Genomic DNA, 21,321 nt, shown 5'->3' on the forward strand with positions numbered 1-21,321 from the left:
ATGTGACGCGTGATCAATGCTGCGGCTCAGTGCGACGCCGCTTCGGCGTTTGCGCCGACAATGCCTTCGATCGCCTGGGTCAGACGCGCGAAGCCTTCGTTCATATCGTCGAGCGGCATGATCAGCGACGGCACGAAACGCAGCACGTCAGGACCGGCCATCAGCATGATCACGCCATGCTGGCCGGCGGCGGTGACGAAATCTTTCGCGCGGCCCTTGAACGCGTCGGTCAGTTCCGCGCCGATCAGCAGCCCCCTGCCGCGCACTTCCTTGAACAGGCCGAAACGTTCGTTCAGCTTCGCAAGGTGGCCTTTCAACGCCGCGCTGCGCGAGCGCACGCCTTCGAGCAGCTTCGGGTCGCTGACCAGCTCGACCACCTTTTCGGCGATCGCCGCGCCCAGCGGATTGCCGCCGTACGTCGTACCATGCACGCCGACCTTGAAATGCGCGGCCAGTTCGTTCGTGGTCAACATAGCGCCGATCGGAAAACCATTGCCGAGTGCCTTGGCGGTGGTCAGGATGTCCGGCGTCACGCCGGTTTCCTGGTACGCGTAGAAATAGCCGCTGCGGCCCACACCCGTTTGTACCTCGTCAAAAATCAGCAGTGCGCCGTGCTGATCGCAGGCTTCGCGCAGCGCCTTGAGGAACGCCGGATCCGCCGGGATCACGCCGCCTTCGCCCTGAATCGGCTCGACGATCACCGCGCAGGTCTGCGCGCCGATGGCCTGCTTCGCGGCTTCAATGTCGTTGTACGGCAAGTGCGTGATGCCGGCCGGCACCGGGCCGAAACCTTCCGAATACTTCGGCTGCCCGCCGACGCTCACCGTGAAGAACGTGCGGCCGTGGAACGACTGCGTAAACGAGATGATTTCGATCTTGTCGGCGCCGTGGCGCTCGAACGCGACGCGGCGAGCCAGCTTCAACGCCGCTTCATTCGCTTCCGCGCCCGAGTTGGCGAAGAAAGCGCGGTCGGCGAACGTCAGGTCTTCGAGGCGTTTGGCCAGACGCAGCACCGGTTCGTTGGTATAGCCATTGCCGATGTGCCACAGCTTGCCGCCCTGCTCGTGCAGCACCTTCAGCAGTTCGGGGTGCCCATGACCGAGCGCGGTGACGGCGATGCCGCCGGCGAAGTCGATATAGTCCTGGCCTTGCGTATCCCAGACGCGTGAGCCAAGACCGCGATCCGGCACGAAGGCGGCGGGAGAAAACACCGGCACCATGACTTCGTCGAAGGTCTGGCGTGTCACTGTCAGGTCGTTCATGGCAAATCCTCGTTACAGGTGAGAGGTGATACAGCTAGTGTAGGTAACCGCGCGCGATACGTCTTGCGCATACGCGACGCTTTCTATGAGGTTCCACGCGAGCGGCCGGCGTTCGGCGAATGGCCGGCGCGCTTTGGCCGGTGCTTTGCGCCGTGCTTCAATTCCGTTCAATCCGCTTCAATCCGCCAGATCCGGCCGTTCGATCAGCGCGCCCGGCCGCGGCTCGCTGGCCGCGGCGCCGCTCGCGCCGGTCTGCTTGTCGATCCAGTTGCGACGATCCTCGCGCGGTGTGACACCAAAGCGTTCACGGTACGCATTCGAAAAGTGCGCCGCCGACGAAAACCCGCAAGCCAGACTGATCTGCACCACCGATTTGCTGGTGCGCTGCAATTGCGTGCGCGCTTTCGAAAGCCGCAGCCCTAGATAGTATTTGGACGGCATCGAGCCGAGGTACTGGCGAAAGAGGCGCTCCAACTGCCGCCGCGACACGCCGACCAGCGCCGCGATCTCGTCGGTGGTGAGCGGATCCTCGATATTCGCTTCCATCAGCAGCAACGCGTCGTTCAGACGCGGATGGCGCTCGCCCGGCGCGGTCACGAACGGAATCCGCTGACGCTCCTCGCCGGCGCGCAACGCGCCCACGCCGAGCGTGTCGGCAACGCGATCCGCGAGTTCGGGACCGTGTTCGCGGCCGATCATCGCCAGCATGAAGTCGACGCTCGCCTGGCCGCCCGCGCAGGTGGCGCGATCGCGGTCGATTTCGAAGATCTGTTGCGTGACGATGGAGCGCTCGAACTGCTCCGAGAACTGCTGATAGGTTTCCCAGTTGACGCTCACACGATAGCCGGACAACTGCCCCGCCATGGCGAGCCACCACACGCCGTGGTGAATGCCGGTGACGAGCGGCGTGCGCTGGCCGACGCGCGAGAGGCTCGCGAGAAAGAGCCGATAGTCGGCGAACTGCTGGAACCGCTCGCTCACGATGATCAGCCAGTCGCACGAAATCGCGTCGCCGAAGGCGGCGTCGGCCGGCCATTGCGCGCCGCCCGAAAGCGGCACGGCGCGGCCGTCCCATGAGCACACCTGCACGCGGTACAGCGCACGGCCGTCGATTTCGTTGGCGAGATTGAGCGCGTCGACAATCGGCCCGACGCCCGACATCGATACGGGCGGCAAGGCGACGATGGCGACCTGGGTGGTGCGAGCCGGGCTGGAGGTGCGGGCCATCGCTGACGGGATCAAACGCTGCGGCGCGAGCCGTGCATTACTTCAGGCTGCCGGAGAGGAACTGCTTAAGGCGCTCGCTGCGCGGCGAGGTCAGGACTTCCGCGGGCAGGCCTTCTTCTTCGGTGCGGCCTTGATGCAGGAACATCACATGGTTCGACACGTTGCGCGCGAAACCCATTTCGTGGGTGACCACGATCATCGTGCGGCCTTCTTCGGCGAGCTTCTGCATGACCTTCAGCACTTCGCCGACCAGTTCGGGGTCGAGCGCGGACGTCGGCTCGTCGAACAGCATCACGTCCGGGTTCATGGCGAGCGCGCGGGCAATCGCCACCCGTTGCTGCTGACCACCCGACAGATGCGACGGATATTGCTTTTCGAGGCGCGGCGCGAGACCGACCTTCTCGAGATACTCGCGCGCACGCTCTTCCGCCTCGCGACGCGGCAGGCCGAGCACGTGAATCGGCGCTTCGACGATGTTCTCGATCACATTCATGTGCGCCCACAGGTTGAAGTGCTGGAACACCATGGCGAGCTTCGTGCGAATGCGCTGCAGCTGCTTGTGATCGGCGACTTCGAGATTGCCGGCACGGTCGGTTTTCGTCTTCACCGCTTCGCCGTCCACGACGATCTGCCCGGCGTTGGGGCGCTCGAGAAAATTGATGCAGCGCAGGAAGGTGCTCTTGCCCGACCCGCTCGCACCGATGATGCTGATCACGTCGCCCTTGTTCGCGTTGAGCGACACGCCCTTGAGCACTTCGTTGTCGCCGTAGCGCTTGTGAATGTCCTGTACGGCGAGCTTGCAAGCTTCGGTTTGAGTCGTGTGGAGCAAGATGCTCTCCCTTTGAAAATACGGATCAATCTTCATGACGGCGCCGCGTTGCCGCGCCGCTCGCTGCCAACACGGCGCGTTTCAATGCGTACGCACCGCGAGATATCCCAGCCAATGACGCTCGGCGCGGCGGAACAACGCCACCAGCACGAACGACACCACCAGATAAATCAGCGCCGCGAGGCCGAACGAGTCGAACGACCGGTAAGTGGCCGAGTTCGCGTCGCGCGCCACCTTCAGGATGTCCGGCACCGTGGCCGTGAAGGCGACCGTGGTGGCGTGCAGCATCAGGATCACTTCGTTACTGTACAACGGCAAGGCGCGGCGCAGCGCGGACGGTATCACAATGCGGCGGTACATCGTGAACCAGCTCATGCCGTAGGCGCGCGCCGCTTCCACCTCGCCGTGCGAGGTGGAACGGATCGCGCCGGCGAAAATTTCCGTGGTGTACGCGCAAGTGTTCAGTGCGAAGGCGAGAATCGCGCAGTGAAAACCGCTGCGGAAAAACGCGTCCAGTAGCTGATGCGAGCGCACGAATTCGAGGCTGTACATGCCGGTATAGATCAGCAGCAGTTGCACGTACAGCGGTGTGCCGCGAAACACATAAGTGTAAAGACGCACCGGCGTGGAGAGCCAGCGCTTCTTCGAGACGCGCGCCACCGCCAGCGGAATCGCCGCGCAAAAGCCGATTCCGACCGACGCCACCAGCAGCCACAGCGTGACCGCGAGGCCCGACACGCGCTGGCCGTCCCAGTAGAGAAACGCACGCCAGAATTGATTGAGAATGTCGATCATGGTCTTAGAGCTCCGCGTGCCGCACGCCGATCGAATAGCGCTTTTCCAGCCAGATCAGCACGAGATTCGACGCGGTGGTGATCGCCAGATAGATGAGCGCGGCGATCAGGATGAAGAAAAACATGTTGAAGGTGCTTTTGCCGGCGTCCTGCGCGGCTTTGACCACGTCGGCGAGACCGATGATCGACACCAGCGCGGTGGCCTTCACCAGCACCTGCCAGTTGTTGCCGATGCCGGGCAGCGCGAAACGCATCATCTGCGGGAACAGGATGCGCGTGAACACCCGCACGCCGCTCATGCCGTACGCGCTGCCCGCTTCGAGCTGGCCGCGCGGCACGGCCAGAAAGGCGCCGCGAAAGGTCTCGGTGAAGTACGCGCCGTAGATGAAGCCGAGCGTGAGCACGCCGGCCACGAACGGATCGATATCGAACTGCGGGAGATTGAGCGCGTCGGTGAGGTTGTTGACCGCGATCTGGATGCTGTAGAACAGCAGCAGCATCAGCACGAGGTCGGGCACCGAGCGGATCAGCGTCGTATAGCCGGTCGCGATTGCCCGCAGCGGGCGGTTGAACGAGAGTTTCGCCGCCGCGCCCGCGAGGCCGAGCAGCACCGCCGCCGCCAGCGACAGGACGGACAGCTCGATCGTCTGGATCGTGCCGGCCAGCAACACCGGGCCAAAGCCGTATAGGAACACGCGTGTCTCCATCCAGGTGGTTTGAGGATGTCTCGGACGGTGTCGGCTCGTGCCCGCCCCACTCGTCCGGCATGGCGCGGAGTCTCGCAAGCGAAAATTAAATTCTCAAAGGCGCGCGGCAGTTTTGCTGCAATGCAACAAGACTCGCTTTTATGCGGTGCGCGGCCGGCAGGGCTTGGTTTGGCGGGGCGTTGGAATTTGTAAGGCAGGGCGTGCGCGGCGAGCGCCGCCGCGATTTAGCAAGTTTCGGGTCGCTTTTTCGATAGACGGCGGGCGCTTGCGGCCACGCTAATCAATGCCCAGCCGCGCGCGAATCGCCGGCAGCATGTGTTCCACCGCCGCGCGCCCTTCCTCGATGGCGGGCGCCGCGCGGTGAAAGTCGAAAATGCCCATGCCTCCCAGCCGCGGCTGGATCAGAATGTCCGCCGGTTCGCCCGCGAGGCGGCTGCGCGTGATCCGCACCTGCATGATGTCGATACTTTGCGCGATCGAACTCAGCATGGACGGCACGCGCGCGCTCGGCGCGGGCGGCACGCGCACGTCGTCGGTGACGCGCGCGTCGGCGGGCGCGAGCCAGCGTGGCCACGGTTTGCCGTTGCGGCGCAGCGCGACCGCCTGCGGCTCCGCCGGGTCGATGGCCGGCGTATCGACCACCGCGCCGCCGAAATCGCGGCCATTCAGAATGTCGTTGTTCAGATCGACGGCGATCACGCAGTCCGCGCGCATGCCGCGCGCCACTGAAACCGGCACCGGGTTGCTCAAGCCGCCGTCCACCAGCCAGACGCCGTTGTGCCACACCGGCGTGAAAATGCCGGGAATCGCAATCGAGGCGCGCACCGCCTCGACCACGCTGCCGTCCTGCAGCCAGCTTTCACGGCCCGAATCGAGTTCGGTGGCGACCGCCGCGAACGGCATGTTCAATTGCGCGATCGACCGGCCGTTGAACTTGTCGGCGAACAACTGGATCACCTTGCGCCCGCCGAGCAGTCCGCCCGAGAGGCGCAGATCGAGCAGGCGCACCACCGTCTGCCACGTGAGCCGCGAGACCCACTCTTCGAGCCAGTCCAGGTCGCCGTTCGCGTACACCGCGCCCACCAGTGCGCCGATCGACGTGCCGCAGACCACGTCGGGTCTGATGCCCGCATCCTGCAGCGCGCGAATCGCGCCGATATGCGCCCAGCCGCGCGCGGCGCCGCCCCCCAACACCAGCCCGATCCGGCTGTATCGACGTCGACGTATCATCTTCTTCCCCGCTCTGACTTCTATCTTCTATCGCCCACGGATCACGTCGGAACGCGATGTCGTGTACACCTTCTGGTACTGGTCGAAATGCACGTTGAAAATCCCTTCTTCGGTCACACCGCCCTCGCGCCACTTCCAGCTCCACACGGTCTCCGGTTTGAGGGGAAACACCGCGACCTGGCCGGGCTTGCCGAGCAGGCGGCGCACTTCGTCCTCGCTCATGCCGATGCGGATCTTCGCGAAGTTGGCCGCCGTCAGCACCTGGGTGATGGCCTGCAGTTTCCCGTCACGGTCGATGTCGACCATGTACGTATTCAAGCCTTGCGGACCGCGCGGATATTCGAAGCGTTTCGAACCGTCGGTGAACTTGCGCTCGGTTTCCGGCTTGCCCATCTGGTCGCGGATCTGCGCTTCGGTCGTGATGCCCGGCGTCAGGTCCTTGAGCAATAAAGCATCCGGCTTGACGGCATTGAAGAATTCCTTGAGTTTTTGCACGGCGCGGTCGCTCTGTTGGTCGTCGCAGCCGGTCAACGCAACACTCGCGGCCAGCATGGCGACAGTAAGCAGTTTCAGGCTCACAGCGGATTTCCTGTACGGATGCAGACCGAGAAGGCCCGCATCCTGTTGTGTAGTGTCTACTACAGGATAACCGCGTAGAGGCAAAACCGCGAGCGGGCGCGGCACGGCGATGTGCGCCGGCGTACAGGGTAGCCGAGGTGGCGAAGGCCGAAGCGGAGGTGGAGGACTCAGTGGGCGTGGCCGCCCGCCGTGCAAGCAGCGTGGACGAAGTCGGCGCGAACCGGCCATGGCGGACGGCCACGCCGACGACGCGCATGAAAAGCGGCCGCCACAAGCAAAAAGGCGACGCTGTGCAAAGCGTCGCCGGGTCGGTCGATACGGTCAACCGCAAAATGAACGCGGCCATTGGGCCGCCTGACAACGAAGCACCGCGGACGACGCGCAGCGGTCTGGTTCCGGACGAAGCGGTGAGCAACCTTGGCTGCTCACCTCGCGCCATCGCCGCAATGGCAAACCGCTGCTTGACTGGTCGCCCTGGTCCCTCGATAAGCCTTCCAGGTGCAGCTAATCTAAACGCATTGGCAGATTTAGACGAGAGCGCGTTTACACCGAATTGGCAGATGATTTGCTGAGGGTGGGCATGGCTTCGTCAAGGCAAAGGGAAGCTGCGATCGAAGCTCGGGCGCACGTCCAGATGCGCGCGGATCACGTTGGCCGCTTCGTAAGTGTCCGCCGTGCGCTGCTGCGCCGCCACGACGCTGTCGTCGATCGCCACCGGATGCACCTGGCCGCGCTGATAGACGGTCTTCAGCACGTCGGTCGGCAAGCCCGTGACACGCGACTGCATCGCCGCGACTTCATCGGGATGCGAGAGCGCCCACCGCTGCCCGAACGCCACGCGCCGCAAAAAGTCGGCGAGTTGGGTGCGCTTGTCGGCGATCGCGCGTTCGGTCGCCACCTGATAGCTGAGACCCTCCGAGAGGCCGACGCCGTTGGCAATGATACGGTCGTGATCTCGCGCTTCGCCGAGCGCGGTGTACGGGTCCCACACCGACCACGCGTCGACGCTGCCCGAGGCGAGCGCCGCTTTCGCATCGGCGGGGGCGAGGAACACGAAGGTCACGTCGGCGAGCGGCACGTTGGCCTTTTTCAATGCGGCGAGCGCGAGATAGTGGCCGATCGAGCCGCGCGTCGTGGCAATGCGCTTGCCCCTCAGACTCGCCGCGTCGTTCAGCGGCGACTGCGCGCCGACCACGATCGCCAGATCCAGCGGTGTCGAGCGTGTCGCCGCGACCGCTCTCACCCGGGCGCCGGCGGCGAGCGCGAACACGAGCGGCGCATCGCCTAGACCGCCGACGTCCACCGCGCCCGCATTCAATGCTTCGCCGAGCGGTTGCGCGGCGGGAAAGTTGAACCATTCGATCTTGTACGGCAGATCTTTCAACTGCCCCGACGCTTCGAGAATGCCGCGCGTTTGCAAGGACTGATCGCCGACCTTGAGCACGGGCACATCCGCCGCAACGGATGACGCGGCCCACAGCGACGCCGACACGGCCAGCGCGGCAATACCCGCCGGCATGGAGAACGTGCGCCGCACAATAGATCGGATTGCGAAAGGAACACGGGAAATCGTCATGGCAGCGCGCACGTCGTGATATCGGATGGATTTGCAACGACGATAAGGTAGGCATCTGTATAAGACAAACGCATTATTCTGCTAAGCAAATATGCGGATTTTCTTCCACTGCAGGCGGTGAGGATGCGGCGCTACGGGTATGATCGAGCGCATTCTTTTGCATGCCCGATCCTGTCACAGCTCATCATGAAGATCGACGAGATCGACGCCTACGTCACCGTTATTCGCTGTCAGTCGCTGCAGCAGGCGGCGCGCTCGCTCGGCCGCGTCAAACTGGCGGTCGTCGCGCGCAAAGGCCTGCTGAAAAAGCGCGCGCATACGCTGACCGAATGCCAGTCGATCGGCTGGGTATTGAATCCGGACGGCTGCGGGTTTCGCGACGGTTTGCAGCGCGCGCTCACCGGCCTCGGGCTCGCCCTCAAGCTGAATCTGGAAACGCCCGGCACCGAATTGCAGTTGCAGCTCGTCGCCGATGGCAACGGTCTCGGCCTCGTGCCGCTACCGCTCCTGCGGGCGAGCGCTCGCGCGAATGCACTCGATATCGTCCCGATCAGCGACTTCAAGCCGTTCATCGATATCTGGCTCGTCCAGCCACGCGTGCTCGGCAAATTGCAACGACCCGTCGAACGCTTCGGCGCGGCCGTCGAGCGGCAGTTCAAGGAAACGCGCGCCCAGCGCGCGGCGTGAACCGCGCGCCGCCTTCGGCTGCTTCGGCTTCGACCCTACAGCCGTTTCGTTTCGAGCAAGCCGGTCAGATCACGCGAAACCCATGCGTACCGTCGCGCCCTAGCTGCGCGACGAGACCGTACTCCCATTCCAGATACGCATTCATCGCTTCGCGCGCGTTATCCGTGCCCTCGTAAGGGCGGCGGTAACGATCGATCCGCGACGAAGCCATGCGCGTCTCGCCGCTCTCCAACGGCAAGCCGGCATCGATCCACGCCGCCGTGCCGCCGCTTAGCACCTGCACCGGCTTGCCGGTGAGCGCCGCGACATCGGGTGCGGCGAAGCGTGCGAGCAGACTGCTGCCGCAGGTCACGACGTAACGTTGCGCGTCCGGCACCTTATGCAAGGCCTTCTCGAGTTCGCCACGAATCACGAACCACGCGCCGGGAATATGCCGCTTCACGTAATTCGCGCTGGTGGTGAAGTCGAGCACGGCCGTGCCCGGCGACTGCAGCAGTGTGACGAGTCCGGCCGCGGAGATTTCGTCGGCATCGGGCGGCGCGGGCGCATGGCGGGCGGCGGGCGCCGCGCCTTTTTCGCCGAAGTCGGCGGCCGTCAGACCGTCCACGACGTACACGTCGACATTCATCTGCGCGAGCCACGACGCGGTCATGTTGGCGCGCACGCCGTCGTTGTCGGCGAGGATCACGCGCGCGCCGCGCACCGGCGCGAACATGTCGGTCTCCTGCACGAGCTGGCCACCCGGCGCGCTACGAAAACCGGGCACGTGACCCGCTTCGTACTCCTCCGGCGTGCGCACGTCGAAGCGATAGACCGTGCGCACGTTTTCGCCGGCCCAGCGGCGCGCTTCGTCGCGTGAGGTACGGCCCACTCTGGCGCGGTCCGCCACCGTGCGCGCGGAATCGGCCGCGGACAGACGCAGCTGGTCGTCCACCACCGCGCCGAAGCGGCGCGAACTGCCGTGCGCGAGCGCCTGCCCCGCCAGCGTCCAGCCGATCGTGCCATTGCGCAACGCCGCGACCGGATTCGGCACGCCCGCGTTGATCAGCGACTGCGCGCCGATAATGCTGCGCGTGCGCCCCGCGCAATTGACGATGATCCGCGTAGCCGGGTCCGGCGCGAGCTGGCGTGCGCGCAGAACCAGCTCGGCGCCCGGCACGCTGACGCTGCCGGGAATATTCATGGTGTGGTATTCGTCGAAGCGGCGCGCGTCGAGCACCACCACGTCGGCTTCATGATCGAGCAGCGCCTGCACTTGCGGCGCGGTGAGCGACGGCGTATGGCGCTCGCATTCCACCAGTTCGCCGAACGCCTTGCTCGGCACGTTGACGTCCTGGAACAACTCGCCGCCGGCTTCGCGCCAGCCTTGCAAACCGCCTTCGAGCAGGGCGACGTCGCTATAGCCCAGCTCGCTCAAACGTCGCGCGGCGCGTTCGGCGAGCCCCTCGCCGGCGTCGAACACCACAATCGGCACCGCCTGGCGCGGCAAGCGCACCGGCGCGTCGAGTTCGAGCCGCGACAGCGGCAGATTGGCCGCGAACAGCGGATGACTGCGGGCGTGCGGATCTTCCTCGCGCACGTCCACGAGCGCGATTTCCTCGTGCTCGAGCAGTGCGTAGCGCACGTCTTCGAATGATCGGGTACGAAATGCCTGAACGAAACTCATGAGAACGGGAACTCCTTCGCAACATTCCAGATATTCGGCAACACGTCGTTCGCGCAGCCGGAGATAAACAGTTTTTGCGCGGTGCCGCGCGGATGACGGACCGTTTCACCGCGCCGATATGTGCACCGTACACGTGAATGCCCATCGACGTACGGTCACCAAAAGCGTGACTCGCGCGTTGAATACCGCCAATGCGCGGCGACACCGCATGCACCGCGCCGGCGTCGAACCGCTTTGCCGGGCCGCTTCCTGTAGGGCGCCGGATACGGCGACACCCCAGGTCGTCGCAATTTCCGCGCCACGGGAGCGCGGTGAGTCAGCCCGAGACGGCGCAGAGCCAGTCATCGTCCAGCCCGATGAGCAGCACATATTTATTCCCAAGCCGCATAACAGTTCTATTTTGAGACGCCGGAGTCAGTAATATCGCGATCCCCGACATGACAATGAGGTGAACAAATGCCATGGATCTATCGCCAAAGTACCGGTCGAATCGAGCGCGACGGAACACTTGCCGGAGTCGGATACAGCGGGTGCGGACAAGGCAGGAATAACCCCTCCCGACAAAACGAGGCCATGAGCGGCCCCATTCCGCGCGGAACCTGGTCGATCGGCGCACCGTTTACTCATCCTCATGCCGGTCCTTACACAATGCGGCTCACCCCCGTTCCGGGCACCGTTACCTACAATCGCACAGGCTTCATGATTCACGGCGACAGTGCCGCTCATCCGGGCGAGGCGTCGCACGGCTGCGTGATCGTCAATATCGTCACGCGCAGGCGCATCTGGGAAAGCGGCGATCACACGATCGCGGTGTCGCTGTGAGGGCCGCCGCCATGCTGGCCGTGCTGGCGGCCCCTGCCCTGTGTCTCGCCGGCGCACCTCCGCAATGCGCGAGCTGGCCGAAGCACATCACCCCGCTGATTCTGAAAAACGTCGGGATCACGGATCCGGTCAAAATCGACGACGCGAAGACCAGGGCCGTGCGGATCGCCTCGGAAAAGATCGGCAAGGATCTTTGGCGCGATGTCTACGACATCACCTTTCACGAACGCACCGGACGCGCGATCGAGGTGATTACATCGAGCGAAGTCAGTTCGCTCGAGTGCTCGATGTCCGATCCCGTCGTGTGGGTCGTGTCGCAAAAGGTCGACATCGACTAGTCTGATTCTGTTTGAGCCCTTCGCCAATGCCGTAGACACACTGCAAGCGTGCATTACAACGGGTTCAATCGAACACGTCGGGCTCGGCTTCGACCAGCCCTTCCAGCAGGCTCTGGAACGCGAACAATGCGCCCCCCGCGCGACCGACCTGCTCACGCGTGAGCGTGGCGACGTCGTGCGCGATCGCTTGCGGCGTACCCGCGGCTTCGGCGAGCAGTTGCGCGTGGCACGCGTTGTCGAGCGCGATATACCACCACGCCGCGGCTTCGACGCTCGGCCCCGCCGTGAGAATGCCGTGATTCTTCAGAATCACCGCCTTGCGCTCGCCGAGCGCGGCGGCAATGCGCGCGCCTTCATCGGTATCGAGCACGACGCCGCGAAAATCGTCGAATAACGCGTGATCCTGGTAGAACGCGCACGAGTCCTGTGTCAGCGGATCGAGCGTGCGGCCCAGCGACGACCACGCCTTGCCATACAGCGAATGCGTGTGCGCCGCCGAGACCACGTCGGGCCGCGCTTCGTGAATCGCCGCGTGGATCGCGAAGGCCGCCTGATTCACCGGCCCTGCGCCGACCACGATCTCACCCTCGGCGTTCACGAGCAGCAGATCGGACACGCGAATGCGGCTGAAATGCTTGCCGAACGGATTCACCCAGAAGTGATCGGGCCATTCCGGATCGCGCGCGGTGATGTGGCCCGCGAGCCCCTGATCGAAACCGTAGCGCGCGAACAGCCGGAACGCGACGGCAAGCCGCTCCTGCCGGTAACGGCGCTCCGCCGCGAGGCTCTCGCGCGGCGCAACCTCGTCGAACCAGAATTTGCGCAGCGGCGCATGACGCTGGATGGCCGGCGGCTCTTTGGCGAACGTGGTGACAGCGGTGAGAGAGAGATCGCTCATCGGGCCTCCGTTCACGCCGCCACGCGTTCGACGCGCGCAATCCGTTCGCGGGTGGCCGGGATCAGTTCACGGCCGTAGTCGATGGCGTCCTCCAGCGGATCGAAGCCGCGCACGAGGAACGTCGAGACCCCCAGCGCGTAATAGTCGGCGAGCGCCTCGGCGACCTGCTCCGGTGTACCGACGAGCGCGGTCGAGTTCGAGCGTCCGCCGATTTCCTTCGCGACGCCGGTCCACAAGCGCTCGTCCACGCGATCCGAGTCGCCCGATGCCGCAAGCAGCCGCCGCGCGCCTTCGCTTTGCGTCGGACCGCCCCGGCCGATCCCCTGCGCCGCGCGCAGCCGCCTGGTTTCCTCGAGAATGTGTTCGGCGCGCTCCCAGGCCGCCGCCTCCGTCGCCGCGAGAATCGGCCGGAACGACACCGAGAAGCGTACGGTGCGGGCGTGTTTCGCGGCTTGCGCGCGCACTCGCCCCACCTGCTCGCGCACCTGCGCCTTCGACTCGCCCCACAATGCGTAGACGTTCGCGTGGCGGCCGGCGATTTCGAGCGCGGGCGCCGACGCGCCGCCGAAATACACCGGGATATGCGGCTGCTGCACGGGCTTCACTTCGGAAAACCCCTGTTCGAAGCGGTAGTACTGGCCGTGGTGATCGAAGGGCTTCGCCTCGGTCCAGAGGCGCCGCAGGATGTGCAGGTACTCGTCGGTGCGGGCGTAGCGCTCGTCGTGAGACAGGAAGTCGCCGTCGCGACGCTGCTCGGCGTCGTCGCCGCCCGAGATGATGTGAACCGCGAGGCGGCCGCCTGAGTAGTGGTCGAGCGTCGCCAGTTGCCGCGCGGCGAGCGTGGGCGCGACAAAGCCCGGCCGATGCGCGAGCATGAAGTGCACCTTGCTCGTCACGCTTGCCGCATGCGCGACGGTCAACAGCGCATCCGGGCTCGTGGAATGATGCGGCACGAGGATACGGTCGAAGCCCGCGGCTTCATGCGCGCGGGCAAACTGCTCGACGTACCCGATGTCGATGACGGGTCCTTGCGCCGCGTTCGTTTCGGACACCTTGCGGGTCTGGATCATGCCGATGAATTCGATGGACACGTGCGTGTCTCCCTGAATGGTTGCTGCCCGGCGGGGCGGTGACGTGGCTGGCCGGATGCATGGCTCGCTGCGAGGGGATTAAAGTAGCAGCGCGGCATGCGCCTGTTAAATATTGATCGGCCATATCTATATCGGATTTGCATGTAACGGTCCGCTCTCTGGCGCAGCGTGTTGCGTTCGCCGCACCGCGCGCGAGCAAACCCCCTTTCACGAACGTGGACATCGCGGCGCCGTCAGCAGAAAAGCGAAACCTTTGCGAGAATGCCCCATCGCGCGACAGCGCCGGAAACAACAAGTGAACAGACAATGATCCCCTTCTCGGTCCTCGACCTCTCGCCGGTCACCGCGGGCGCCACGCCGGCGGACGCGTTCAGGAATACGCTCGACCTCGCCCAGCATGCGGAAAAGTGGCACTACCAGCGCTTCTGGCTGGCGGAGCATCACAACATGACGGGCATTGCCAGCGCGGCGACCTCGGTCGTGATCGGCTACGTGGCGGGCGGCACGAAAACGATTCGCGTCGGCTCGGGCGGCATCATGCTGCCGAATCACGCGCCGCTCGTGATCGCGGAGCAGTTCGGCACGCTCGCCTCGCTTTACCCCGGCCGGATCGATCTGGGCCTCGGCCGCGCGCCCGGCACCGATCAGAGCACCGCTCGCGCGCTGCGCCGCGATCTGCAAAATAGCGCGGACTCGTTTCCCGACGACGTCGTCGAATTGCAGCGTTATTTCGCCGACCCCGTGCCGGGCCAGCGCATTCGCGCGGTGCCGGGCGCGGGTTTGAACGTGCCGCTATGGCTGCTCGGCTCGTCGCTCTTCAGCGCTCAACTCGCCGCGGCGCTCGGCCTGCCGTTCGCGTTCGCGTCGCATTTCGCGCCGGATTACATGCTGCACGCGCTGCAGGCGTATCGCGCGCAATTCCGTCCGTCTGCCTCGCTCGACAAACCGTATGCGATGGTCGGCGTCAATCTGTTCGCCGCGGATAGCAACGAGGAAGCGCGGCGCCTTTTCACCTCGCTGCAGCAGCAGTTCATCAATCTGCGGCGCGGCACGCCGGGTCAGTTGCAACCGCCGGTCGAGCGGCTCGATGCGTCGGAGATGGAATTGAACAACGTGGCGCACTCGCTCGCCTGCACGGCAATAGGCGATCGTGATGCGGTGCGCGAAGCGCTGAAGTCGATCATCGATCAAACCGGCGCCAACGAGTTGATGCTCACCGCGCAGATTTACGATCACGCGGCGCGACTGCGGTCGTTCGAGATCGGTGCGCAAGTGCGTGAGGAGTTGGCGGCCGGTCAGTAAAGACATGGCCGGCCTCACACCCATCCGGCTATCCCCCCTCGAATAGTCGATGTAAAAGCGATGCGTCGTGAAGAAGCCGATGCCAAGGTCGGTGACCGTACTGTTAGGCAGGACCGTCGTCGTGTAGACGCCGGTCCCGGTGGTGAATTGATAAATGTAAGTGGGCATAGGAAGAGCGCCGCGCCCTGTCTGCCCGAACTGAATGGTGACCTGCGTGTCGGCCGCGATCGTCGCTGGAAACACCCCAGGGTTGCCCGGCCCGAGCGTCATGCCCGAATTTCCCGTGTCCAGCAGCACGGCGGTGACGGAGGTAAGGTTGTCGTAGGACTCGAGTTCCCGATCATAGTAGGGCGGACCGCATCCGTACGACGCAGGCGGCACGTAAGTCAGGGTCAGCGAGGAGCAGCCCGCGCTTATGGACCGGCCATTGGCGAACCCCAGCACCTGTGTGGTGGCATTGTTCACCCCAAGCGTCAGGGACGGCGCGGCGGTGCAACTGCCCGGTGTGCCGATCTGACAGTTTTGCAGTGACAGCGGCGCGAGCAGGAAGCCGGGATCGATGTTCGACGTGAACGACAGCGATCGCAACGGGCTGACAAGGTCGCATGCGCCCGACGAACCGGGCGGCGTGGCGCACGTGGTCGTCGGATAGACGTAGGCGCCGGTCAGGGGACCGATGGGGGTGAATATCCCGCCAACACCGAACACGTTGGATGCGACGGTCGACGGGAGCGCCGGGCCATTGGCGCGGGTCGACACCTGGTACACCAGCAGGATCGGAACGACCGCCGTCGTCACGGCTGCGCCGGAACCGAAGGTCAGCTGCGCATAAGCCAGATTGCCGGTTGCCGCGATCAGGGGGCCATTGGTGCTGTAAGCGCCGGAGAGTGGTCCCGATCCAAAGTCGATGCCTGCGCCCTGCCCATTCAGATACGTCGTCATCACGTTGTTCGTGACCGTGATGCCGTTGTACGCGATCGTGTTGTGACCGGCCGGGAGATTGAAGCCTTTGATGCTCACCATTGACGAGGGAACGACATCGAACGCATTCAGTACGACGCCGGCCGAAGCGGTGTCGAACGCCGCGTTGATCGACACCGGGTTGTTGCCCACCATCGTCACGGGCACGTAAGCACGGGAATAACCATCAGGCCCTGTTGCGACCGGATAGATGCCGACTGCGGTGGGACTCGAGATGACCGTGTTGCAGGCTACATCGACGTTGCCGACGTTGGCGCCCACCACTGTGCCGCCGCCCTGGCTGATCACACAGTTCTCGTCGGCCGGCTGACTTGCCACTGAAATCTGATAGACAGTGCCGTCGACCAGTTGATCCGGGAACACAAAACGGATGGCGCCCGAGGCAATGGCGATGGCCGTCGTGCCATTGGTCAGCGTCGGCCCGGGTGACGAAAGGTGATCGACCGTTCCCGAGACCGTATAAAGCGCCGACGGGCCATTTCCACCACCGCAGCCGAACAGCGTGAAGATGCACGCCAGCAACGCGATTCTGATTTTCATGTCGTGCCCCGCTTCAGTCTCCGTCCTGACGGCGAATGGGCCGTCGCCGGTATCAACTCGCTATAGTGGCTGGTTTCGCCTCACGGTAAGTGATGCGGGCGTACTGTGGCTGGACAGAAAACCGGCTCACGCCCCCTTAGCGGTTCGTCGGCGCCGCTGTCAGCCAGTCCAGCAACGCTTTGTGAAACGCCTGCGGGTCCTGCATCTGCGGCGCGTGACCCAGGTCGGCAAACTCGACTAGCGTCGCGTGCGGAATCGCCTTCGCAGCCGCCTTACCCAGTTCCGGGTAATGGCCGATCTTCGCTCGCACGTCAGGAGGCGCCGCATCCTTAGCGATCGCGGTGGTGTCTTTCTGGCCGATCAGCAATAGCGTCGGCATGCTCAACTGCCCCAGTTCGTACACCACCGGCTGCGTGTAAATCATGTCGTACAGCAGCGCGGAATTCCACGCCAGAATCTGTTTTCCAGGCCCGCGGTACATGCCCGCCAGCATCTGCACCGACGGTTCGTAGTCCGCGCGCCACTGCCCCGCGTAATAGGTGAACTGCTCGTAGCGGCGAATGCCGTCGGCGCTCGTCTTCAGCTCCCGCTCATACCACTGGTCCACGGAGAGCGACGGCACGCCCTTCGCCTTCCAGTCCTCCAGACCGATCGGGTCGACCAGCACCAGTTGCCGCGTTTCGCGCGGATACATCAGCGCGTAGCGGATCGCCAGCATGCCGCCGGTGGAGTGGCCGATCACGGTCGCGTCGGTCACGCCGAGCGATTGCAGCAACGCGTGCGTATTGCGGGCGAGCTGTTGAAAGCTGTACTGGTAGTGCTCAGGCTTGCTCGATTTGCAAAAGCCGATCTGGTCCGGCGCGATCACGCGATAACCGGCGTCGTTCAACTGGCGAATGGTCGGTTCCCACGTCGCCGCACAGAAGTTCTTGCCGTGCAGCAACACTGCCGTGCGGCCGTTCGCGTGCGCCGGTTTGATATCCATGTAGGCCATGTGCAGCGCCACCCCTTGCGAGGTGAAGTCGTATTGGCTAACCGGCGCCGGATAGTTGAATCCCTCCAACTCGGGACCGTAAGCCGGGCCGGCATCGCCGACGGCGTTCGTGGCGTTCGCTGCGTTCGCGGTGTTCACCGCGTTGGTGGCGGCCGGACCGCCCTCGCCGACCATGGTCGGCGCGGCGGCGGCCGGCGTGACGGCTGAAGCAGCGAAAACCGCGGGCATGCAGACAAAGGCTGGCGTGCAAACGCTCAACGTGGCGAGCAAGGAAAGGCGGCGAAGACTCATCGAGGTTCTTTACGAAGGAAAAGCGACGGGCAGCCGACGAGGCACGCGCGCGGCCAGGCCGGCGCCGGCACCTTCGGCGAGGAGCCGACGATTCTACGACGCGCCACCCGAGCCTGCCGCCGCCGACGCGGCCCCATCACGCCACGGACGGTCGTGGCACGCATATTGCGGCGCGTCACATCGCCCGCTATGTGTCGTGGCGCACGGATCGCCGCGATGCAAGGGTTGATCGTGCGCAAGGTGGATACGCACGCCGCATCGGCGTAATTCAGACTATTCCCCTGCGGCAAATCGGTGCTAGAACTAGCAGACGGGCCCGCGAAGACGGAGCCGCCTGGCAGCACGAATCATCAGGGGAGAGCAAGCGACCATCCGGGGAATACTAACCAGCAACTATCTTGCATGAGACCGAAGTGAGCCTGGCATGAGCCGGAGTAGTGCTTTTCGCATGGGACCGGAGTAACGCTCTAGAGCGCGCCTCTCTCCGGCCGACAGCTAACGCGCCAACTCCGCTCGACCGCCAATGCGCCAACTCCGGTCGGCAAAGGAGACAGACATGGACACTCCGGCACGGCTGAACGATCTGCAACGCACCACCCTCGCCATCGTCCTCGCGGGCGGACGGGGCACGCGGCTCGGGCCGCTTACCAACAAACGCGTCAAGCCGGCCGTGCACTTCGGCGGCAAATACCGCATCATCGACTTCGCGCTCTCCAATTGCCTGAACTCCGGCATCCGCCGCATCGCGGTCGTCACCCAGTACAAGGCGCACTCGCTGCTGCGCCATCTGCAGCGTGGCTGGAGCTTCCTGCGCGGCGAATTCGGCGAGTTCATCGACCTGTGGCCCGCGCAACAACGCGTGGAAGGCGCGCACTGGTATCGCGGCACCGCGGACGCGGTGTTCCAGAACCTCGACATCATCCGTTCGATCCGGCCGAAATACGTGGTGGTGCTGGCGGGCGACCACATCTACAAGATGGACTACACGCGCATGATCGCCGACCACGCCGAAAGCGGCGCGGATTGCACCGTCGGCTGTATCGAGGTGCCGCGCATGGAGGCGGTGGCCTTCGGCGTGATGCACGTCGATGAAAACCGCCGCGTGACCGACTTCCTGGAAAAGCCCGCCGATCCGCCCTGCATTCCGGGCCGCCCGGATACGGCGCTCGCCAGCATGGGCATCTACGTGTTCAGCGCGGATTACCTGTATTCGCTGCTCGAAGAGAACATCTCGACCGTGGACACCGATCACGACTTCGGCAAGGACATCCTGCCGCGCGTGGTCACGCAAGGCACGGCGATCGCGCATCCGTTCAGCATGTCGTGCGTGTCGTCGGACCCGAACGTGGAACCGTACTGGCGCGACGTCGGCACGATCGACGCCTATTGGGCCGCCAATCTCGACCTCGCCTCCACCATCCCGACGCTCGATCTCTACGATCGCAGCTGGCCGATCTGGACGTACCAGGAGCAGTTGCCGCCCGCCAAGTTCGTGCGCGACCTGAAGGGGCTGCAAGGCACAGGCAACAATCTGATCGTGTGCGGGGGCTGCGTGATCTCGGGCTCGCAGATTTCGCGCTCGGTGCTCTCGTCGAATGTGAAAGTGAGTTCGTTCTGTAACATCAATGAGGCAGTCTTGTTGCCGCAGGTCACCGTCGGCGCGAGCTGCCGGCTGCAGAAAGTGGTGATAGACCGCGGCTGCGCGATACCGGACGGCACGGTAATCGGCGAAGATCCGGCAAGCGACGCCGAGCGCTTCTACCGTACCGATGACGGCGTCGTGCTGGTCACGCCGGACGCATTGCGGCAAAAGGTGTAGTAAGGCCGGCCGCGGCGTCGGACTCAACCCGCAATAACACAGGACAGAGACGGAGCCTATGACGATTCGCGCCCTGCACGTCGCAAGCGAGCTGTATCCCCTCCTCAAAACGGGCGGTCTCGCCGACGTCGCGGGCGCGTTGCCGCCCGCGCTGATCGAGCGCGGCGCGGATGTGCGGGTGCTGCTGCCCGGCTTCCCGGCGGTGCTCGCCGGTTTGACGAAGCTCGCGCCGATCGCGCAACTGGGGCGCCGGTTCGACGCACCGGGCGTCACGCTCGAACGCGGCACGCTGGCCGCCAACGGCCTGATCGTCTACGTGATCCGCGCGGGCACGCTGTACGACCGGCCCGGCAATCCCTACCTGAACGACGAGCACGTGCCGTACGGCGACAACGCCCAGCGTTTCGCGCTGCTCGGCTGGGTCGCCGCGCAGCTTGCCCAGCAGCTGGACCCGGCGTGGTCGCCGCAGATCGTCCACGCGCACGACTGGCACGCGGGGCTCGCGCCGGCCTATCTGAAGGCGGCCGAGCGCCAGCATGGCCGGTCCTTCGCGCGCAGCGTCTTCACGGTGCACAACCTCGCCTACCAAGGCGTGTTTCCCGCGCATCAGTTCGCACAACTAGGGCTGCCGGCCGACTACTTCAACATGCACGGCGTCGAGTTCTACGGGCAATTGTCGTTTCTCAAGGCGGGCCTCTACTACAGCGACCGCATCACCACCGTCAGCCCGACCTACGCGCGCGAAATCCAGACACTCGCTCAAGGCGGCGGACTCGACGCGCTGCTGCGCCATCGCTCGCACGACCTGAGCGGCATTCTGAACGGCGTCGACTACACGGTCTGGAATCCCGCCAGCGACGCGCTGCTCGAGAACCACTACAGCGCCACCCGCCTCGCCGGCAAACTGGCCTGCAAGGAAGCGCTGCAAAAGCGCTTCGGCCTCGCGCAGAAAAGCGACGCGCTGCTGTTCGGCGTGGTGAGCCGCCTGACCGAACAGAAGGGCCTCGACCTGTTGCTCGAGGCGGTGCCCGAGATCGTCCGGCATGGCGGACAACTGGTCGTATTCGGCACCGGCGACCCGGCGCTGGAGAACGGCTTGAAACGCGTCGCGCAGTCCCATGCGGAGTCCGTGGCGGTGGAACTCGGGTTCGACGAAAAGCTCGCGCATACCATCGTCGCGGGCAGCGACGTGATCGCGGTGCCGTCTCGATTCGAGCCTTGCGGGCTGACCCAGCTGTATGCGCTGGCTTATGGGTCGCTGCCGCTCGTGCATTGCGTCGGCGGCCTGGCGGACACGGTGGTGGACGCCTCCCTCGAAAATCTCGCAGACGACCTCGCCACCGGCTTCGTGTTCGAACGATTCGACCTAAAGGGAATCGGCGCCGCGATCCGCCGCGCGTTCGCCCTCCATGGACGCCGCACCGACTGGAAAGCGACGCAGCGGCGCGCGATGCGCCAGGACTTCGGCTGGGGGGCCTCGGCGGAGCGCTATCTGGCTCTGTATCGCGAGTTGACTTGAGGTTGGCTTTTGAGGGCGGGCTTCGAGGCGGGCTTTCAAGGTGGGCTTGAAGTTGCCTAAAGCCAGCTAAGCTCGGCTGAGGCCGCACGACTCGAACTGCGTCGCCCCCGTTCAATTGCGTGGAGCCGATCTGCGCAGCCATTTTCACGTGCCTGGCCGTCCCGCCCCA

19 protein-coding genes are annotated in these 21,321 nt (G+C 64.7%); 7 read left to right on the top strand and 12 right to left on the bottom strand.

What is annotated here, in order from left to right; translation table 11 throughout:
• Window positions 1–26 precede the first annotated feature (26 nt).
• The 7 genes from CJU94_RS17260 to CJU94_RS17290 form a co-directional block, all read right to left on the bottom strand.
• Window positions 27–1,262, bottom strand: a complete 1,236-nt coding sequence (locus CJU94_RS17260; protein WP_095419724.1) for an aspartate aminotransferase family protein — start codon at window positions 1,260–1,262, stop codon at window positions 27–29.
• A gap of 177 nt (window positions 1,263–1,439) precedes the next feature.
• Complete coding sequence (locus CJU94_RS17265; protein WP_095419725.1) at window positions 1,440–2,489, bottom strand: GlxA family transcriptional regulator; 1,050 nt, start codon at window positions 2,487–2,489, stop codon at window positions 1,440–1,442.
• 37 nt (window positions 2,490–2,526) lie between these two features.
• On the bottom strand, window positions 2,527–3,354 hold the full coding sequence (locus CJU94_RS17270; RefSeq protein ID WP_095419726.1) for an ABC transporter ATP-binding protein: 828 nt from the start codon (window positions 3,352–3,354) through the stop codon (window positions 2,527–2,529).
• A 45-nt stretch (window positions 3,355–3,399) separates the two neighbouring features.
• Window positions 3,400–4,113, bottom strand: coding sequence for an ABC transporter permease (locus tag CJU94_RS17275; RefSeq protein ID WP_095419727.1), 714 nt, complete (start codon window positions 4,111–4,113; stop codon window positions 3,400–3,402).
• A gap of 4 nt (window positions 4,114–4,117) precedes the next feature.
• Window positions 4,118–4,807, bottom strand: a complete 690-nt coding sequence (locus tag CJU94_RS17280; RefSeq protein WP_095420413.1) for an ABC transporter permease — start codon at window positions 4,805–4,807, stop codon at window positions 4,118–4,120.
• Between the two features lie 288 nt (window positions 4,808–5,095).
• Window positions 5,096–6,049 carry a patatin-like phospholipase family protein gene (locus CJU94_RS17285; RefSeq protein ID WP_095419728.1) on the bottom strand — a complete coding sequence of 318 codons (954 nt, stop codon included), beginning with the start codon at window positions 6,047–6,049 and terminating at the stop codon, window positions 5,096–5,098.
• A 27-nt stretch (window positions 6,050–6,076) separates the two neighbouring features.
• Entirely contained in the window at window positions 6,077–6,628 is a 552-nt protein-coding gene (locus CJU94_RS17290) for a hypothetical protein (protein WP_095419729.1), read from the bottom strand.
• Window positions 6,629–6,765: 137 nt separating this feature from the next.
• On the opposite strand from CJU94_RS17290, the gene CJU94_RS40905 reads away from it, so the two are divergent.
• The gene (locus CJU94_RS40905; RefSeq protein WP_157763761.1) at window positions 6,766–7,200 is read left to right on the top strand and encodes a hypothetical protein; all 435 of its coding nucleotides are present in this window, start codon (window positions 6,766–6,768) and stop codon (window positions 7,198–7,200) included.
• A gap of 17 nt (window positions 7,201–7,217) precedes the next feature.
• Here CJU94_RS40905 and CJU94_RS17295 read toward each other — a convergent pair whose 3' ends face one another.
• Entirely contained in the window at window positions 7,218–8,147 is a 930-nt protein-coding gene (locus tag CJU94_RS17295; RefSeq protein WP_095419730.1) for an ABC transporter substrate-binding protein, read from the bottom strand.
• 243 nt (window positions 8,148–8,390) lie between these two features.
• Between CJU94_RS17295 and CJU94_RS17300 the strand changes: the two genes are divergently transcribed.
• Complete coding sequence (locus CJU94_RS17300; protein WP_244220860.1) at window positions 8,391–8,891, top strand: LysR substrate-binding domain-containing protein; 501 nt, start codon at window positions 8,391–8,393, stop codon at window positions 8,889–8,891.
• A 64-nt stretch (window positions 8,892–8,955) separates the two neighbouring features.
• Here the strand turns inward: CJU94_RS17300 and CJU94_RS17305 are convergent, their stop codons facing one another.
• Window positions 8,956–10,557, bottom strand: coding sequence for a rhodanese-related sulfurtransferase (locus tag CJU94_RS17305; protein ID WP_095419731.1), 1,602 nt, complete (start codon window positions 10,555–10,557; stop codon window positions 8,956–8,958).
• Between the two features lie 456 nt (window positions 10,558–11,013).
• Here CJU94_RS17305 and CJU94_RS17310 point away from each other — a divergent pair, with 456 nt between their 5' ends.
• Both CJU94_RS17310 and CJU94_RS17315 read left to right on the top strand, forming a co-directional pair.
• On the top strand, window positions 11,014–11,379 hold the full coding sequence (locus CJU94_RS17310; protein ID WP_095419732.1) for a tlde1 domain-containing protein: 366 nt from the start codon (window positions 11,014–11,016) through the stop codon (window positions 11,377–11,379).
• A gap of 11 nt (window positions 11,380–11,390) precedes the next feature.
• A complete protein-coding gene (locus CJU94_RS17315; protein ID WP_208645327.1) occupies window positions 11,391–11,717 on the top strand; it encodes a hypothetical protein in 327 nt (108 codons plus the stop codon).
• 64 nt (window positions 11,718–11,781) lie between these two features.
• Here CJU94_RS17315 and CJU94_RS17320 read toward each other — a convergent pair whose 3' ends face one another.
• Together CJU94_RS17320 and CJU94_RS17325 are read right to left on the bottom strand one after the other, a co-directional pair.
• Window positions 11,782–12,615: a class II aldolase/adducin family protein gene (locus CJU94_RS17320; RefSeq protein WP_095419733.1), complete on the bottom strand. Its 834-nt coding sequence runs from the start codon at window positions 12,613–12,615 to the stop codon at window positions 11,782–11,784.
• Between the two features lie 11 nt (window positions 12,616–12,626).
• Entirely contained in the window at window positions 12,627–13,706 is a 1,080-nt protein-coding gene (locus CJU94_RS17325) for an LLM class flavin-dependent oxidoreductase (protein ID WP_095419734.1), read from the bottom strand.
• 306 nt (window positions 13,707–14,012) lie between these two features.
• Between CJU94_RS17325 and CJU94_RS17330 the strand changes: the two genes are divergently transcribed.
• Entirely contained in the window at window positions 14,013–15,008 is a 996-nt protein-coding gene (locus CJU94_RS17330) for an LLM class flavin-dependent oxidoreductase (protein WP_095419735.1), read from the top strand.
• Between the two features lie 1,657 nt (window positions 15,009–16,665).
• Here the strand turns inward: CJU94_RS17330 and CJU94_RS17335 are convergent.
• Window positions 16,666–17,814, bottom strand: a complete 1,149-nt coding sequence (locus CJU94_RS17335; protein ID WP_095419736.1) for an alpha/beta fold hydrolase — start codon at window positions 17,812–17,814, stop codon at window positions 16,666–16,668.
• Between the two features lie 556 nt (window positions 17,815–18,370).
• Here CJU94_RS17335 and glgC point away from each other — a divergent pair.
• Together glgC and glgA are read left to right on the top strand one after the other, a co-directional pair.
• On the top strand, window positions 18,371–19,633 hold the full coding sequence (gene glgC / locus CJU94_RS17340; protein ID WP_095419737.1) for a glucose-1-phosphate adenylyltransferase: 1,263 nt from the start codon (window positions 18,371–18,373) through the stop codon (window positions 19,631–19,633).
• Between the two features lie 58 nt (window positions 19,634–19,691).
• Window positions 19,692–21,152, top strand: coding sequence for a glycogen synthase GlgA (gene glgA / locus CJU94_RS17345; protein WP_095419738.1), 1,461 nt, complete (start codon window positions 19,692–19,694; stop codon window positions 21,150–21,152).
• The last annotated feature ends 169 nt before the right edge of the window (window positions 21,153–21,321 follow it).

The sequence above is a fragment of the Paraburkholderia aromaticivorans genome, assembly GCF_002278075.1.
Lineage (GTDB): Bacteria > Pseudomonadota > Gammaproteobacteria > Burkholderiales > Burkholderiaceae > Paraburkholderia > Paraburkholderia aromaticivorans.

Excerpts from the sequence above, each read along its gene's own strand:
- CJU94_RS17260 (WP_095419724.1), bottom strand. The coding sequence starts at position 1,262 with ATGAACGACCTGACAGTGACACGCCAGACCTTCGACGAAGTCATGGTG.
- CJU94_RS17265 (WP_095419725.1), bottom strand. The coding sequence starts at position 2,489 with ATGGCCCGCACCTCCAGCCCGGCTCGCACCACCCAGGTCGCCATCGTC.
- CJU94_RS17270 (WP_095419726.1), bottom strand. The coding sequence starts at position 3,354 with ATGAAGATTGATCCGTATTTTCAAAGGGAGAGCATCTTGCTCCACACG.
- CJU94_RS17275 (WP_095419727.1), bottom strand. The coding sequence starts at position 4,113 with ATGATCGACATTCTCAATCAATTCTGGCGTGCGTTTCTCTACTGGGAC.
- CJU94_RS17285 (WP_095419728.1), bottom strand. The coding sequence starts at position 6,049 with ATGATACGTCGACGTCGATACAGCCGGATCGGGCTGGTGTTGGGGGGC.
- CJU94_RS17295 (WP_095419730.1), bottom strand. The coding sequence starts at position 8,147 with ATGCCGGCGGGTATTGCCGCGCTGGCCGTGTCGGCGTCGCTGTGGGCC.
- CJU94_RS17300 (WP_244220860.1), top strand. The coding sequence starts at position 8,391 with ATGAAGATCGACGAGATCGACGCCTACGTCACCGTTATTCGCTGTCAG.
- CJU94_RS17305 (WP_095419731.1), bottom strand. The coding sequence starts at position 10,557 with ATGAGTTTCGTTCAGGCATTTCGTACCCGATCATTCGAAGACGTGCGC.
- CJU94_RS17310 (WP_095419732.1), top strand. The coding sequence starts at position 11,014 with ATGCCATGGATCTATCGCCAAAGTACCGGTCGAATCGAGCGCGACGGA.
- CJU94_RS17315 (WP_208645327.1), top strand. The coding sequence starts at position 11,391 with ATGCTGGCCGTGCTGGCGGCCCCTGCCCTGTGTCTCGCCGGCGCACCT.
- CJU94_RS17320 (WP_095419733.1), bottom strand. The coding sequence starts at position 12,615 with ATGAGCGATCTCTCTCTCACCGCTGTCACCACGTTCGCCAAAGAGCCG.
- CJU94_RS17330 (WP_095419735.1), top strand. The coding sequence starts at position 14,013 with ATGATCCCCTTCTCGGTCCTCGACCTCTCGCCGGTCACCGCGGGCGCC.
- CJU94_RS17335 (WP_095419736.1), bottom strand. The coding sequence starts at position 17,814 with ATGAGTCTTCGCCGCCTTTCCTTGCTCGCCACGTTGAGCGTTTGCACG.
- glgC (WP_095419737.1), top strand. The coding sequence starts at position 18,371 with ATGGACACTCCGGCACGGCTGAACGATCTGCAACGCACCACCCTCGCC.
- glgA (WP_095419738.1), top strand. The coding sequence starts at position 19,692 with ATGACGATTCGCGCCCTGCACGTCGCAAGCGAGCTGTATCCCCTCCTC.